14 protein-coding genes, 1 tRNA gene and 2 pseudogenes are annotated in these 15,476 nt (G+C 52.6%); 10 read left to right on the forward strand and 7 right to left on the reverse strand.

All coding sequences use genetic code 11. The annotated features are described in order from the left end of the window. Positions 1-42: 42 nt before the first annotated feature. Positions 43-1,344 carry an inorganic triphosphatase gene (locus ACQ29O_RS19910; RefSeq protein WP_000046227.1) on the reverse strand — a complete coding sequence of 434 codons (1,302 nt, stop codon included), beginning with the start codon at positions 1,342-1,344 and terminating at the stop codon, positions 43-45. A 241-nt stretch (positions 1,345-1,585) separates the two neighbouring features. Here ACQ29O_RS19910 and ACQ29O_RS19915 point away from each other — a divergent pair, with 241 nt between their 5' ends. The 3 genes and pseudogenes from ACQ29O_RS19915 to ACQ29O_RS19925 all read left to right on the forward strand — a co-directional run. Next, positions 1,586-2,200: a TIGR04211 family SH3 domain-containing protein gene (locus ACQ29O_RS19915; RefSeq protein ID WP_001125341.1), complete on the forward strand. Its 615-nt coding sequence runs from the start codon at positions 1,586-1,588 to the stop codon at positions 2,198-2,200. A 62-nt stretch (positions 2,201-2,262) separates the two neighbouring features. Continuing rightward, a complete protein-coding gene (locus tag ACQ29O_RS19920) occupies positions 2,263-3,504 on the forward strand; it encodes a multifunctional CCA addition/repair protein (protein ID WP_000708447.1) in 1,242 nt (413 codons plus the stop codon). 20 nt (positions 3,505-3,524) lie between these two features. Further along, a pseudogene (locus ACQ29O_RS19925) lies at positions 3,525-3,609 on the forward strand (hypothetical protein); the annotation flags it as partial. On the opposite strand, the gene bacA reads toward ACQ29O_RS19925, so the two are convergent. Next, positions 3,608-4,429, reverse strand: a complete 822-nt coding sequence (gene bacA, locus ACQ29O_RS19930) for an undecaprenyl-diphosphate phosphatase (protein ID WP_001281933.1) — start codon at positions 4,427-4,429, stop codon at positions 3,608-3,610. The pseudogene ACQ29O_RS19925 and the gene bacA overlap by 2 nt on opposite strands. A gap of 97 nt (positions 4,430-4,526) precedes the next feature. Continuing rightward, on the reverse strand, positions 4,527-4,886 hold the full coding sequence (gene folB / locus ACQ29O_RS19935) for a bifunctional dihydroneopterin aldolase/7,8-dihydroneopterin epimerase (protein WP_000355776.1): 360 nt from the start codon (positions 4,884-4,886) through the stop codon (positions 4,527-4,529). 106 nt (positions 4,887-4,992) lie between these two features. On the opposite strand from folB, the gene plsY reads away from it, so the two are divergent. Together plsY and ACQ29O_RS19945 are read left to right on the forward strand one after the other, a co-directional pair. Next, positions 4,993-5,571, forward strand: coding sequence for a glycerol-3-phosphate 1-O-acyltransferase PlsY (gene plsY / locus ACQ29O_RS19940; RefSeq protein WP_253336076.1), 579 nt, complete (start codon positions 4,993-4,995; stop codon positions 5,569-5,571). A 16-nt stretch (positions 5,572-5,587) separates the two neighbouring features. After that, positions 5,588-5,731: pseudogene (locus ACQ29O_RS19945) on the forward strand (fumarate hydratase); the annotation flags it as partial. Positions 5,732-5,853: 122 nt separating this feature from the next. Here ACQ29O_RS19945 and tsaD read toward each other — a convergent pair. Continuing rightward, positions 5,854-6,867 (reverse strand): tRNA (adenosine(37)-N6)-threonylcarbamoyltransferase complex transferase subunit TsaD, encoded by a 1,014-nt coding sequence (tsaD, locus tag ACQ29O_RS19950; RefSeq protein WP_001264392.1) that lies wholly within the window; start codon positions 6,865-6,867, stop codon positions 5,854-5,856. A 227-nt stretch (positions 6,868-7,094) separates the two neighbouring features. On the opposite strand from tsaD, the gene rpsU reads away from it, so the two are divergent. The 3 genes from rpsU (at position 7,095) to rpoD (ending at position 11,287) form a co-directional block, all read left to right on the forward strand. Beyond that, positions 7,095-7,310: a 30S ribosomal protein S21 gene (rpsU, locus tag ACQ29O_RS19955; protein WP_001144069.1), complete on the forward strand. Its 216-nt coding sequence runs from the start codon at positions 7,095-7,097 to the stop codon at positions 7,308-7,310. A 234-nt stretch (positions 7,311-7,544) separates the two neighbouring features. Then, a complete protein-coding gene (dnaG, locus tag ACQ29O_RS19960; protein WP_000918865.1) occupies positions 7,545-9,290 on the forward strand; it encodes a DNA primase in 1,746 nt (581 codons plus the stop codon). 149 nt (positions 9,291-9,439) lie between these two features. Continuing rightward, positions 9,440-11,287 carry an RNA polymerase sigma factor RpoD gene (rpoD, locus tag ACQ29O_RS19965; protein ID WP_001519776.1) on the forward strand — a complete coding sequence of 616 codons (1,848 nt, stop codon included), beginning with the start codon at positions 9,440-9,442 and terminating at the stop codon, positions 11,285-11,287. A 123-nt stretch (positions 11,288-11,410) separates the two neighbouring features. On the opposite strand, the gene mug is transcribed toward rpoD, so the two are convergent. Further along, complete coding sequence (gene mug / locus ACQ29O_RS19970) at positions 11,411-11,917, reverse strand: G/U mismatch-specific DNA glycosylase (RefSeq protein WP_000237776.1); 507 nt, start codon at positions 11,915-11,917, stop codon at positions 11,411-11,413. Between the two features lie 125 nt (positions 11,918-12,042). On the opposite strand from mug, the gene ACQ29O_RS19975 reads away from it, so the two are divergent. Then, positions 12,043-12,118: transfer RNA gene (locus ACQ29O_RS19975), tRNA-Ile, on the forward strand. 79 nt (positions 12,119-12,197) lie between these two features. Here ACQ29O_RS19975 and ACQ29O_RS19980 read toward each other — a convergent pair. Continuing rightward, positions 12,198-12,965, reverse strand: a complete 768-nt coding sequence (locus ACQ29O_RS19980; protein WP_000213760.1) for a siderophore-interacting protein — start codon at positions 12,963-12,965, stop codon at positions 12,198-12,200. A gap of 231 nt (positions 12,966-13,196) precedes the next feature. Between ACQ29O_RS19980 and ACQ29O_RS19985 the strand changes: the two genes are divergently transcribed. Continuing rightward, positions 13,197-13,844: a PadR family transcriptional regulator gene (locus ACQ29O_RS19985; protein WP_000983441.1), complete on the forward strand. Its 648-nt coding sequence runs from the start codon at positions 13,197-13,199 to the stop codon at positions 13,842-13,844. Here the strand turns inward: ACQ29O_RS19985 and ACQ29O_RS19990 are convergent. Next, positions 13,841-15,409: a methyl-accepting chemotaxis protein gene (locus ACQ29O_RS19990; RefSeq protein ID WP_000478463.1), complete on the reverse strand. Its 1,569-nt coding sequence runs from the start codon at positions 15,407-15,409 to the stop codon at positions 13,841-13,843. The genes ACQ29O_RS19985 and ACQ29O_RS19990 overlap by 4 nt on opposite strands. Positions 15,410-15,476: the final 67 nt, after the last annotated feature.

The following is a 15,476-nucleotide window of genomic DNA, read 5'->3' on the forward strand; positions in this document are numbered from 1 at the left end:
CCTGATAAGCGCAGCGTCATCAGGCGCTTTCTACGGTTCTGATTATCGTTTTCCGCTGTGCAACCAGAACGGCTGCTGGTTAATGGCCTCATTACGGAAATGTTCAATTTCAATACGTTGTCCGGTAAGAATGGCGTGACGCAATCCCTGCCAGTTTTCCAGCCATGCCTGCGCGACCATCGCATCATAATACCCGGCCAGCAGTAAAACGCTGTCGATATCGCGAGTCAAACGCGGCAACTGGTCGCGATACTTATCACCCAGAGGTTGTCCAAAAACTTTTTTTAATTCAGCAGCATGACGAGAAAGATGAATGTCGGCGAAACGCTTAAAAGAATCGGCCATTTTGGCCTGCGCCTTCGCGTCCAGAAATGGCTGCCAGGCTTTCGTCACCAGCCATTCCGTCAATGCCAGTTTCGCCATCGCCGTTTGCGTACTATAAACGGCTGTGACGGCGGACACCGCGGATGTCATCGTCGCTTCCGCCTGGGTAAGTAGATCACGTAAGTGAGCGCTCGCTTTACGTGGAACAATGCCACCAAAAAGCATTAAGGCATGGCGCACTAATCCCATAGCATCCAGCACATGTTCTTCCGCCGACTCGTCGCCGCGCAGCCAGAGCTCTTCATGGTACTGCCACTGTGACAACGCCAGATCCAGCGAGACCTCCAGCCCTTGCTCTACCGTGGCTTTCGCGGCAGTCCGCAGAATTGCCGTTGGTGTATTCTCTCGCGGCGCATTCCCCTGCGCCAGGTGATAACCTCGCGCCGCCTTACTCAGACTGCCCTGACGCAAACCGGTTTGCGACAGCAGTTGCTTCGCCAGTTTTAACACGGCGCGCGTATCGCCGCGAAGCAACTCAAGCTCCAGCTCACAAATCGGTTCGGCAAACTCGCCCGCTTTTACGTCGCCGAGATCGAGCGCAATTTCAATCCTGCTGCCATCAACGTCCAGACACCATTTTTCCCGGTAAAAATCGGTACTGAACAGCGGCTGTACGCTTGATGCCAGGCCGGCGGGCAGGTTACCATCCGGCCAGACCTCCGCCGGAAGTTGCGTCAGATCCAGCACGGGTTCGCTTAGCGCGACATTGTATTCGGGTCGCTGGTGCAGCCCGCCCGTTACCCGGCCGGCAATTTTCATGGTCATTTCATAGCGCCCATTTTCACCACGAATACGCAGCCCCATATCATGGCGGCGTAGCCAGTTATCAGGCGTTTCGAAGTAGATATTCAGCAACTGGCTGGGCGCATGATGCTCGCCGCCGAGCGTATGAAGATGATTTCGCAGCGCATCTACGGCGTCGTGATTGACGATAAACTTTAATTCGATTTCCTGAGCCATGGCCTTGTACTTATGGGTTATGTCACATCTGGGAAGATTCTTGGCGAACTTACCCGCATTATTTTTGTCAGTAGATAGTATTTTGCGCCAAATTGCCATGCAACGAGCAATTTGACGGGCGTAAAAGTTTGACGTAGCGGCAAAGGCGACACAGATGATTCCGATTGATGTCGACTACTTTGCGTAGCGACACTGATGCCGTTACTATCGTTCCACTTTCTCTGACAATAACGACAGCCTGATGCCAAAATTACGCCTGATTGGACTAACTTTACTTGCGCTTAGCGCCACCGCCGTCTCTCATGCTGAAGAGACGCGTTACGTTTCTGATGAACTGAATACCTGGGTCCGCAGCGGTCCGGGAGATAATTATCGCCTTGTGGGTACCGTCAACGCCGGCGAGGAAGTCACGCTCTTACAGAGCGATGCCAACTATGGTCAAATTAAAGACAGTTCTGGTCGTACTGCCTGGATACCGTTAAAAGAACTGAATACCACACCAAGCCTGCGTACCCGCGTGCCGGATCTGGAAAATCAGGTCAAAACGTTGACCGATAAACTCAACAATATTGATACCACGTGGAATCAGCGCACCGCCGATATGCAGCAGAAAGTGGCGCAAAGCGACAGCATCATCAACGGGCTAAAAGAAGAGAACCAGAAGCTGAAAAACGAGCTGATTGTCGCGCAGAAAAAAGTTAGCGCCGCGAATCTGCAACTGGATGACAAACAGCGCACCATTATTATGCAGTGGTTTATGTATGGCGGCGGCGTATTGGGTATTGGCTTGCTGTTAGGGCTGGTGCTGCCGCATATGATCCCAAGCCGTAAACGCAAAGACCGCTGGATGAACTAAATCGCCTTCTCTGCGGCACTGTCTTATCATTAGAGGATGATCGTTTTTAAAAGGAAAGTGGCGTGAAGATTTATCTGGTCGGTGGTGCGGTTCGGGATGCGTTGTTAGGGCTACCGGTTAAAGATAAAGATTGGGTCGTTGTCGGCGCCACGCCGCAGGAGATGCTTGATGCGGGCTACCAGCAGGTAGGCCGTGATTTTCCTGTGTTTCTCCACCCGCAAACTCACGAAGAATATGCGCTGGCGCGTACCGAGCGTAAATCCGGTTCCGGCTACACGGGCTTCACCTGTTATGCCGCGCCGGACGTTACCCTGGAAGCCGACCTCCAGCGTCGCGATCTGACCATTAATGCTCTGGCGCGCGACGATGACGGCCAGATTATCGACCCTTACCACGGGCGCCGGGATCTGGAGGCGCGTCTACTGCGACATGTCTCTCCCGCGTTTGGCGAAGATCCCTTGCGCGTATTGCGCGTGGCGCGTTTTGCCGCCCGTTACGCTCATCTTAGTTTCCGTATCGCCGATGAAACACTGGCGCTAATGCGCGAAATGACCGCGGCAGGCGAGCTGGAACATCTGACGCCGGAACGGGTATGGAAAGAGACGGAAAATGCGCTTACCACCCGTAATCCGCAGGTTTACTTCCAGGTATTGCGCGACTGCGGCGCCCTGCGCGTCCTGTTTCCGGAAATCGACGCCCTGTTTGGCGTACCCGCGCCGGCAAAGTGGCATCCGGAAATTGATACCGGAGTTCATACGTTGATGACGCTGTCGATGGCCGCCATGCTCAGTCCGCAGCTTGATGTTCGTTTCGCCACGCTTTGTCATGACCTGGGCAAAGGCTTAACGCCGAAAAACCTCTGGCCGCGCCATCATGGCCACGGCCCGGCGGGCGTGAAACTGGTCGAACAGCTATGCCAGCGTTTGCGCGTCCCCAATGACCTACGTGATTTAGCTAAACTGGTCGCCGAGTACCATGATCTGATCCACACCTTTCCGATACTCCAGCCGAAAACGATCGTTAAGCTGTTTGACGCCATTGATGCATGGCGTAAACCGCAGCGCGTCGAGCAGATTGCGCTGACCAGCGAAGCCGATGTCCGTGGACGTACCGGCTTTGAAGCGTCGGATTACCCGCAGGGGCGCTGGCTGCGCGAAGCCTGGCAGGTGGCCCAAGCGGTACCGACGAAAGAGGTGGTGGAGGCCGGATTTAAGGGCATTGAGATTCGCGAGGAGCTGACGAAGCGACGAATTGCAGCGGTCGCCAACTGGAAAGAGAAGCGCTGCCCGAACCCCGCCAGCTAAACGCCATCCAGCACGATAAATTGCCTGATGGCGCTGCACTTATCAGACCGACAAAACAGTTAGGCCGGACAAGGCGGTACGCCGCCATCCGGCAGGTCAATCATCAGAAGAAAACAACGTAAACGGCAGCCGCCACCACAAAGCGGTAAATCGCAAACGGAATAAACGAGATACGCTTAATCAGTTGCAGGAAGGTCTTGATAGCGATCAGCGCCACCACAAACGCCGTCACAAAGCCCACTGCGAACATCGGAATATCCGCTGCGGTCAGGAATGACCAACTTTTGTAGAGATCCAGAACCGTTGCGCCCATCATCATCGGCACAGCCAGTAAGAACGAGAACTCAGAGGCGGCGTAACGGCTGACGCCCATCAGCATCCCACCGGAAATGGTCGCTCCGGAACGCGAGAAGCCCGGCCACAGCGCCAGACACTGGAAACAGCCAATCATAAACGCCTGACGATACGTCATATCATCCAGCCCCGGCGCGCGCGGTTCTTTCGGCTTCAGGCACTCGGCGGCAATCAGCAACAGACCGCCTACCACCAGCGCGTACATCACGTTAATTGGGTTAAATAGCGACTTGATCGTGTCATGAAAGACTAACCCCAGCACCACCGCCGGAATCATGCCCAGCAGGATGTGAATCAACGTTAATCGACCTTTACTTTCACCTTCACGCTGTAGCGGGCGGCCAAAGTGAATACCGATGAGGCCAAACAACCGCCGCCAGAACATCACCACGACCGCCAGAATAGATCCAAGTTGAATCACCACTTCGAATGTCTTGGCCGTATCGCCTTCAAACCCCAGCAGATGACCCACAATAATCATATGGCCCGTGCTGGATACCGGCAAAAACTCCGTCAATCCTTCGACCACACCCAAAATTGCCGCTATCAGCAGCGAGTGCATATCGCTCATCAATAAACCCCTAAAATGAAAAACACTGCAAAAATGGATCTCGCGTTAAGACCCCATATATAACCGTTTGGTTTAAAAAATATAAAATTATTTATTTTTATTTCAGATTATTGCCACGCTCAATAATTACCCCTACGTTCGCCGCGCGCGCGACGGCGCCAGGCTTGCTCAGTTTGATGCGAACCCACGGAGAATTGAATCGGCTAAGCAGCAGATCCGCCACCTCTTCCGCCACGCGCTCGACCAGAGCAAAACGCCCGCCTTCGACATGATTTATCACCGTGTCGGCGATATCCGCATAACTTAGACAATCTGCGACATCATCGCTTTTCGCCGACTTACGGTTATCCCACGCCATTTCGATATCGAACACCAGTTTTTGCTCGATAGTCTGTTCCCAGTCGTAAACACCGATAGTGGTGATTACCGAAAGTTGCTCTATAAATACAATATCCATCACGACCTGCCTGCTTTTTGGCTAACCCGGATACCACTTCCGGCGAAATGTGCGTATTATCCACAGAAATAGTAAATAAAACGACACTTTCAATACGGAACAGCTTATGAGTGCAATCGCGCCTGGAATGATCCTCTTCGCGTACCTCTGCGGCTCAATTTCCAGTGCCATTCTGGTTTGCCGCATCGCCGGGCTGCCCGATCCGCGAGAAAGCGGCTCCGGCAACCCGGGCGCGACGAACGTATTACGAATCGGTGGCAAGGGAGCGGCTGTCGCGGTACTTATTTTTGACATCCTTAAAGGCATGTTGCCCGTCTGGGGCGCGTATGCGTTAGGCGTTACCCCTTTCTGGCTGGGGCTTATCGCTATCGCCGCCTGTCTGGGGCATATCTGGCCGGTCTTTTTTGGCTTTAAAGGCGGGAAAGGCGTAGCAACCGCGTTTGGCGCCATTGCGCCCATCGGCTGGGATTTAACCGGCGTCATGGCTGGCACCTGGCTGCTGACGGTCCTGTTAAGCGGTTATTCATCGTTAGGGGCGATTATCAGCGCCTTGATTGCGCCGTTTTACGTCTGGTGGTTTAAACCGCAGTTCACCTTCCCGGTATCGATGCTGTCATGTCTCATTTTGCTGCGCCATCATGACAACATCCAGCGTCTGTGGCGTCGCCAGGAGACGAAAATCTAGACGAAGCTGAAAAAGAAACGCCAGAAAGATTGAGCTGGAACTGCGTCTGGAAGAGGGCCTCAACCGTCTGGGGATCGGCTCACAAGGGTTGACCGGCAATAGCTTGGTGATGGGCGTACATATCGAATCCGCCGCGCGTCACCCTTCCACCATTGGCGTGGTTAGGCGCGATTTTCGGCCTGATCTTCCTGGTGCTGCTGATCGTCTCCAGGCTGTTGTGGATGCCCGTCGTTTTGCTGTAAACCCGTTGGGGCGGCATGATGTCGCCCCCTTTCTCCGCTTTTACGCCGCCGGCAGCTCGGCCAGCGGCCAGCGCGGACGTACCGTTACGCCAAGATCCGCCGTAACGCCCGCCTTAAACCGCACCATTCCGGCATAGGCGATCATCGCCCCGTTGTCAGTACAAAACTCCGGACGCGCATAGAACACTTCGCCGCGGCGTTTTTGCATCATTTCGGCAAGCTTCGCGCGCAGCGTGCGGTTAGCGCTGACGCCGCCCGCCATGACCAGACACTTAAAACCGGTGCTTTCCAGCGCGCGCTTGCACTTGATCATCAGCGTATCCACGACCGCATCTTCAAAAGCGCGCGCGATATCAGCGCGAGTTTGTTCGTCGCCGCCATTACTACGAATGGTGTTAGCGGCAAAGGTTTTCAGACCGGAAAAACTAAAATCCAGCCCCGGGCGATCGGTCATCGGGCGCGGAAAGACAAAACGTCCCGCCGTCCCCTGCGACGCCATTTTCGACAGCATCGGGCCGCCAGGATAATCCAGCCCCAACAATTTGGCGGTTTTATCAAACGCTTCACCGGCGGCATCGTCAATCGACTCTCCCAGCAGTTCGTACTGACCGATTCCGGTCACGCTAATGAGCTGCGTATGTCCGCCGGAGACCAGTAGCGCCACAAACGGGAATTCCGGGGGATTATCTTCCAGCATTGGCGCCAGCAGATGACCTTCCATATGGTGTACAGGAATGGCCGGCACATTCCAGGCAAATGCCAGCGAACGCCCGACGGTTGCGCCGACCAGCAGCGCGCCGACCAGGCCCGGGCCTGCGGTATAGGCCACCGCGTCGATATCGCTCGCCGTCAGACCGGCTTCTTTTAATGCCGCCTGAATCAGCGGCACGGTTTTACGCACATGATCGCGGGAAGCCAGTTCAGGCACTACGCCGCCGTAGTCAGCATGTAATTTCACCTGACTATACAATTGGTTGGCTAACAGACCTTTTTTGTCGTCGTAAATAGCGATGCCGGTTTCATCGCAGGATGTTTCAATACCCAGTACACGCATGACTTGTTTTACCTCGCTCTAATACCGCGCAGTGTAGGTCGAATGCGGGTGGATGTATACCCTCAGTCCCGACTTCGTGTATACTCCCTCACCTTATAAAAGTCCCGTTCAAAAAAGGCCGCGGTGCTTTACAAAGCAGCAGCAATTGCAGTAAAATTCCGCACCATTTTGAAATAAGCTGGCGTTGATGCCAGCGGCAAACCGAATTAATCAAAGGTGAGAGGCACATGCCGGTAATTAAAGTACGTGAAAACGAGCCGTTCGACGTAGCTCTGCGTCGCTTCAAGCGTTCCTGCGAAAAAGCAGGTGTTCTGGCGGAAGTTCGTCGTCGTGAGTTCTATGAAAAACCGACGACCGAACGTAAGCGCGCTAAAGCTTCTGCAGTGAAACGTCACGCGAAGAAACTGGCTCGCGAAAACGCACGCCGTACTCGTCTGTACTAATCTTTTGAGAGCGGGCTGCTCTCAATTCAGATCGAGTTGTAGTTGTAAGGCCGTGCTTCCGAAAGGAATGCGCGGCTTGTTTTCGTTTATGCATTAGCATATACACAAAATCATTCATGCTGCGTCCAGGCGGCAAGAGAGCAAGTCCCCGGCGCTTACGCAAGTCAGCGACAGGGGTGAGCAAACGTAGCCAACACTACGCAGCCTGAAGAATGACGTGTATAAAAGGGGCATATGGCTGGACGAATCCCACGCGTATTCATTAATGACCTGCTGGCGAGAACCGATATCGTCGATCTGATCGACGTGCGCGTAAAACTCAAGAAACAGGGCAAGAACTATCACGCGTGTTGTCCATTCCATAATGAGAAAACCCCTTCTTTCACCGTAAACGGTGAAAAACAGTTTTATCACTGCTTTGGATGCGGCGCGCATGGCAATGCGATCGACTTTTTAATGAATTACGACAAACTCGAATTTGTCGAAACCGTCGAAGAATTAGCGGCCATGCATAACCTGGAAATTCCCTATGAAGCAGGCACCGGGCTTAGCCAGATAGAGCGCCATCAACGGCAAAACCTCTATCAGTTGATGAATGGTCTGAATGACTTTTATCAGCAGTCGCTTACCCATCCTGCGGCAAAACCTGCGCGTGACTATCTGCAAAAGCGCGGTCTGAGCGCTGAAATTATTCAGCGTTTCGCCATTGGCTTCGCGCCGCCAGGGTGGGATAACGCGTTAAAGCGCTTCGGTAATAACAGCGATAACAAGGCATTGTTGCTGGATGCCGGGATGCTGGTCAATAACGAGCAGGGCAGCACTTACGATCGTTTCCGTAATCGGGTCATGTTCCCTATTCGGGACAAACGCGGCAGGGTGATTGGTTTTGGCGGTCGAGTACTGGGGAACGACACGCCGAAATACCTTAACTCTCCGGAAACGGACATTTTCCATAAAGGCCGCCAGCTATATGGTCTTTATGAGGCTCAGCAATATAGTGCTGAACCGCAACGCTTGCTTGTGGTCGAAGGTTATATGGATGTCGTCGCACTAGCGCAATACGACATTAACTATGCGGTCGCTTCGCTGGGTACCTCAACCACGGCAGACCATATGCATATGTTATTCCGGGCGACGAACAACGTAATTTGCTGTTACGACGGCGACCGGGCTGGCCGTGATGCCGCCTGGAGAGCGCTGGAAACAGCAATGCCTTATATGACCGACGGTCGGCAGGTACGCTTTATGTTTTTACCTGACGGCGAAGACCCGGATACGCTGGTGCGTAAAGAAGGCAAGGCGGCTTTTGAAGCGCGGATGGAGCAGGCGCAGCCGCTCTCTACGTTTCTGTTTAATAGCCTCCTGCCGCAGGTGGATTTAAGCTCGCCGGATGGCAGCACGCAGTTAGCCGCACTGGCGCTGCCGCTCATTAATCAGGTGCCTGGCGACGCACACCGTATTCAGTTGCGCCAGACGTTGGGGCTGAAGTTAGGCATTTTCGATGATAGTCAGCTTGATCGTTTAGTGCCAAAACAGGCGGAAAGCGGCGTTTCCCGCCCGGCTCCGCAGCTAAAACGCACGACCATGCGTATACTGATAGGATTACTGGTGCAAAATCCGGATCTCGCGCCGTTAGTGCCGCCCTTAGACGCGCTGGATCAGAATAAGCTGCCTGGACTTGGCTTATTTAAAGAATTGGTCAAAACTTGTTTGGCTCAGCCAGGTCTTACTACCGGACAACTTCTGGAACTCTACCGTGGCACAAATGATGCTGCGACCCTTGAAAAATTATCGATGTGGGACGATATAGCAGATAAGGCGATTGCCGAAAAGACCTTTACCGACTCACTCAACCATATGTTTGATTCGCTGCTGCAACTGCGACAAGAAGAGCTGATCGCTCGCGATCGCACTCACGGTTTAAGCAGCGAAGAACGCCGAGAGCTCTGGACGTTAAACCAGGAGCTGGCCAGAAAATGAATTTAACGGCTTAAATGCCGCATATCGATCGGGAAGCCCCCGACAGCCGCAGTGAGAGGCAGCGGCCAAAATATAAGTATGCCCTCGCTTTAAATGTCGACAGCTATACCGTCGACACCAATCAAACGAATAAGTGTGGATACCGTCTTATGGAGCAAAACCCGCAGTCACAGCTGAAACTTCTTGTCACCCGTGGTAAGGAGCAAGGCTATCTGACCTATGCTGAGGTCAATGACCATCTGCCGGAAGATATCGTCGATTCAGATCAAATTGAAGATATCATCCAAATGATCAACGACATGGGTATTCAGGTAATGGAAGAAGCGCCTGATGCCGATGATCTGCTGCTGGCTGAAAATACCACCAGCACCGATGAAGATGCGGAAGAAGCTGCTGCACAAGTTCTGTCCAGTGTTGAGTCTGAAATCGGTCGTACGACTGACCCGGTACGCATGTATATGCGTGAAATGGGCACTGTTGAACTGTTGACCCGGGAAGGCGAAATCGACATCGCTAAACGTATCGAAGACGGGATCAACCAGGTTCAATGCTCCGTTGCCGAATACCCGGAAGCCATTACCTATCTGCTGGAACAGTACGATCGCGTTGAGGCTGAAGAGGCTCGTTTGTCCGATCTTATCACCGGCTTTGTCGATCCGAACGCGGAAGAAGAGATGGCGCCGACCGCAACTCACGTCGGTTCTGAACTCTCCCAGGAAGACCTGGATGATGACGAAGACGAAGATGAAGAAGACGGCGACGATGACGCCGCCGATGACGACAACAGCATTGACCCTGAACTGGCACGCGAAAAATTCGCTGAGCTGCGCGCGCAATACGTCGTTACGCGCGACACCATCAAAGCGAAAGGCCGCAGCCATGCTGCCGCGCAGGAAGAGATTCTGAAGCTGTCTGAAGTGTTCAAACAGTTCCGTCTGGTACCGAAGCAATTCGACTATCTGGTCAACAGTATGCGCGTGATGATGGATCGCGTGCGTACCCAGGAACGTCTGATCATGAAGCTCTGCGTCGAGCAGTGCAAAATGCCGAAGAAGAACTTTATCACGCTGTTTACCGGTAACGAAACCAGCGAAACCTGGTTCAACGCCGCTATCGCGATGAACAAACCGTGGTCGGAAAAACTGCACGATGTCGCGGAAGAAGTGCAACGCTGTCTGCAAAAACTGCGGCAGATTGAAGAAGAGACCGGTCTGACCATCGAACAGGTGAAAGACATCAACCGTCGAATGTCCATCGGGGAAGCGAAAGCCCGCCGTGCGAAGAAAGAGATGGTTGAAGCGAACTTACGTCTGGTTATTTCTATCGCTAAGAAATACACCAACCGTGGCTTGCAGTTCCTTGATCTGATTCAGGAAGGCAACATCGGTCTGATGAAAGCGGTAGATAAGTTTGAATACCGTCGCGGCTACAAGTTCTCCACCTATGCAACCTGGTGGATCCGTCAGGCGATCACCCGTTCTATCGCCGATCAGGCGCGCACCATCCGTATTCCGGTGCATATGATTGAGACCATCAACAAGCTCAACCGTATTTCTCGCCAGATGCTGCAAGAGATGGGCCGCGAGCCAACGCCGGAAGAGCTGGCTGAACGGATGCTGATGCCGGAAGATAAAATTCGTAAGGTGCTGAAGATTGCCAAAGAGCCAATCTCCATGGAAACGCCGATCGGCGACGATGAAGATTCGCATCTGGGTGATTTCATCGAGGATACCACCCTCGAGCTACCGCTGGACTCTGCCACTACCGAGAGCCTGCGTGCCGCCACTCACGACGTTTTGGCTGGCCTGACCGCTCGTGAAGCGAAAGTGCTGCGTATGCGTTTCGGTATCGATATGAACACCGACCACACGCTGGAAGAAGTGGGTAAACAGTTCGATGTTACCCGCGAACGTATCCGTCAGATCGAAGCGAAGGCGCTGCGTAAACTGCGCCACCCGAGCCGTTCTGAAGTGCTGCGCAGCTTCCTCGACGATTAATTCGCCGCACACGTATAAACGCCGCCGCAAGGCGGCGTTTTTTTATCAGGCCATGCGCAAGCGCCCTATTTGGCCTGCAGAATTTCTACACAGCGCGAGTATTCGCGCCCTCATTCCCCATTGCTATAGCCCACGCATAATGAGCGCTTGATCCAGTTCGCGATAGGCCTCGACCAGTTTTTCCGTTTTAATTCGGTTTAAGCCACTGGGATTCGGCAACACCCACACCATCGTCGCGCCAATGGCGATCTTTTGTTTACCCCAGGCGATACCACGCTGGCTGAATCCCTGTTCAAAAGCCTGTTTACCAAGCACCGCCAGCGCTGCGGGCTGGTAGTCCTCTATTTTTTCAATCAGGTTGCGTCCGCCGCTACGTAATTCATGCAACTTCACCTCAGTCGCTTGTACCGTCGGTCGATCGACGAGTTTCGTTACCCCGCAGCGAAAATCCAGTAATTTTTCCGCCTCTTCCGGTTTCAACTGTCGATCGGTGAAACCGGCCAAATGAATAACTTTCCAAAAACGATTCGCGGGATGCGCAAACGGAAAGCCGGTATTCGCCGAGGAGAGTCCCGGATTGATGCCGCAAAAAACCACCCGTAGCCCTGGCGCCAGTATGTCCTTAACCATTATTACTCCTGAGCAATACAACGTTCTTTAAGTATAACGGGTTGAAAACACATTGTTTATAAAAACAGCACCCGCACGGTTACGGCTGGATTACAGCGTAAAGTTACATTATAATCCACCGCCACGGCCCCTTAGCTCAGTGGTTAGAGCAGGCGACTCATAATCGCTTGGTCGCTGGTTCAAGTCCAGCAGGGGCCACCAAATTTTAGCTTTAAAATCATATAATTAAGCCACTCTAAAGAGTGGCTTTTTTGTTTCTGACAGGGCTCGCCCCATACCGCTATTTACGATGCCAATAGGCTGCCGCACGTACCAGGTGTGGATCAAACCCCTTTTCAAAGCACTGACTTAAACGTTTTACCGTTTTGCCTTCGCCAGTAATCCAGATGAAATAGTCTGATTCTGGTATTGTCAGCTGCGACAGGCGCGTTTGCATTGCCTGTTCATCGCCGCCAACAACATATTCCACAGTAATATCCGTCAAATGGGCGAGATAATCGCGGTATGCCGCATCCTGAATGCTCACCAGCGCGGTTACCGCAGGGCGCACAGGCAGACGGCTAAGCGATTCCAGACGACGACGTAGCGCAGGCATACCGGACTCATCGCAGACATAAACCTGACAGGCATACTCTTCCGGCACCACCAGCGAACCGCGCGGCCCGCCGATCGTCAGTGTATCGCCTTCACGGGCTTCCATTGCCCAACGGCTGGCTACGCCGCCATCGTGGATAAAGAAATCCAGCGCCAGCTCGCGACGCGCCTCGTCATACAGCGGCGTGTAATCCCTGGAGACCGGGCGAACGCCCTCCCCCCAGATAATGCCTTCCTCAGTGACTGTCGGAGGCGTAAAGCGACAGCCTGGCTCAGGGAAAAAAACTTTCGTGTGATCGTCAAAGCCCAGGGAGATGAAACCGTCCAGCGCCTCGCCGCCAAGTACGATCCGCTGAAATCCTGCGCTAATACGTTCTACCCGCAGAACGATCAGCTCGCGAAAACGCAGCTCATTACGAACACGCTGTGGGTAGCGTACGGATGATGTCGTCATTTTTTGCCTTCGTGAAGTAATACGATATATCTAAATTAAAGTTTTAAATGATAATGATTGTTAATCAGTAAAAATGCAACTGTTTTTTGATAGTGTTCTGGCAACACATCGCTAATCACAACTTCAAAATAAAACGTTATAAATTAATAGATTATATCAACAAGCGCTTTTATCCTTGCTAAAAACCATCATTTAGATATAAATTAGATATATCTAAATAAGCAGGAGGCAATGATGCAAAATCAACATGAAGGGTGTTGCAAAAACCGGGATCATATGCACGATGGTTGCTGCAAAGATCGAGAACATCAGCATGAAGGCTGCCATAGCGCGCATCAGCATGAGAACGCCAGTTGCGGCGGCGAGCACCGTCACGGACACGGCTGTGGTCGTCATGGACAGGGCGGTGGTCGACGTCAGCGATTTTTTGGCCACGGGGAACTTCGGCTGGTCATTCTTGATATCCTGACCCGGGACGCCAGCCACGGCTATGAACTGATTAAAGCGATAGAAAACCTGACGGGGGGCGGCTATACGCCAAGCGCTGGCGTGATCTACCCTACGCTGGATTTTTTACAGGATCAGCAATTTATCACGATTAGCGACGAAGAAGGAGGGCGGAAAAAAATCGCGATTACCGCGAACGGCGCGCAATGGCTTGATGAAAATCGCGAACACCTGACGCATATTCAGGCGCGGCTAAAAGCCCGTTGTGTGGGCATGGAGTTACGTAAAAATCCGCAGATGAAGCGGGCGCTGGATAACTTCAAGGCCGTGCTGGATCTGCGGATAAACCACAGCGATATCAACGACGCGCAAATCAAACGCATTATCGGCGTGATTGATCGCGCGGCGCTGGAAATCGCCGAACTGGATTAAGCGGGCTGCGTGTCCTCTTCGCGGACGCGGAACACGTTAACCAGCTCTTTTAAATGTAACGCCTGTTCGTTCAGCGACGCCGCGGCGGCAACAGACTCTTCCACAAGGCAGGAGTTTTGTTGCGTGGCGGCGTCAATCAGGCCAATCGCGCTGTTAATCTGCGAAATACCGTCAGTTTGCTCGCGGCTGGCCTGCCCAATCTCACGTAATATCACATCCATCTCTTCGACGTTATCCACCATGCCATTAATCAGGGCGCTGGCTTTCTCCACCAGGTGCATCCCTTCCTGAGTCTGACTGGTTGAATCTTCAATCAAATTACGGATTTCACTGGATGACGAGGCGCTCTTTTGCGCCAACTGGCGAACCTCTCCGGCGACAACGGCAAAACCACGTCCATGTTCGCCCGCGCGCGCCGCTTCAACCGCCGCGTTCAGCGCCAGAATATTGGTCTGAAAGGCAATGGAATCAATGATATTGATGATATCCGACATACGATTTGCCGTATCGTTAATGACGCGCATTTTCTGCGTCACTTGATTCATCATCTCCCCATTGTTTTTCACTACGCTGGCGGCGCCGGCAGAGAGTTTGGTCGCTTCACTGGTATGGTCAGCCGTATTTTTAACCGTGGCGGTAATCTGTTCCATCGACGCCGCCGTTTCTTCAACCGAGCTGGCCTGCTCTTCCGTACGCGCCGCCAAATCCTGGTTACCGGCGACAATTTGCGCCGCCGCTGTGGAGATACTTTCCGAACCGTTTTGCACTTCCTGTACGATATCCAGTAGACGCGTTTTCATCGCCATTAACGCTTGCAGTAGTACGCCTGTTTCATCTTTATAGTCGGTGGTGATATGGCGAGTCAGATCGCCATCGGCAATCGCCTCGGCAAAGCGTACTGCGTCATCAAGCGGCCGGGTAATAGAACGCACAATATACCATCCCATTACGCCTCCGGCGGCGATGCTTATCAGCGCCAAAGTGATTAACAGCGTCCGATTATTTTTAAAATCCTCTTTGACCTGCACGCTCGCTTCATGCATCTGCGCGTCCTGAACAGCGATAAGTTCCTGGACTTTGTCCTTATAGACTTTTTGCACCTGCACCGTTCTGGTCATCATCTCCTGAATGGCCGCCTGACGATTATTGCTTTGAATATCTTTCAAAATACGGAATCTGGACTCCAGGTATTGCTGGCGCGCTTCACGGATCTCATTAATGATTTTCTGTGAATCCGCATCGTGACTATTTTCCCTGGAAAGCTCATCCAGTAGCGCCGAAATGCGCTGGCTTATCTCACTGAGTTCTTTCTGCGAGCTCTGGCTCCAGCGCCCCTCTTCATCCAGTAACATGAGCTGCTGCGCGATGATGAAATCATTAAAATTATCGATTAACAGATTGGCTTTTACCGTGGTGGGATAATCATTGGTAATAATGTCCTGCATACCCGTATTAGCCCGATCAAGGCTAAACAAAGACAGAGCGGAACTCACCACCATGAGAACAATGAATAAGCCAAAGGCCATAAATAATTTTGAACGTATTTTAATGTTATGCAAAAACATATTTTCTCCCTGGGATTGCATATCCTCATACAGGAAGATTTATCGGCAATAATGTTACTAACTTTAT

Origin of the sequence: Salmonella sp. GDC200615 (assembly GCF_050574145.1) — a bacterium.
GTDB classification, from domain to species: Bacteria; Pseudomonadota; Gammaproteobacteria; order Enterobacterales; family Enterobacteriaceae; genus Salmonella; species Salmonella enterica.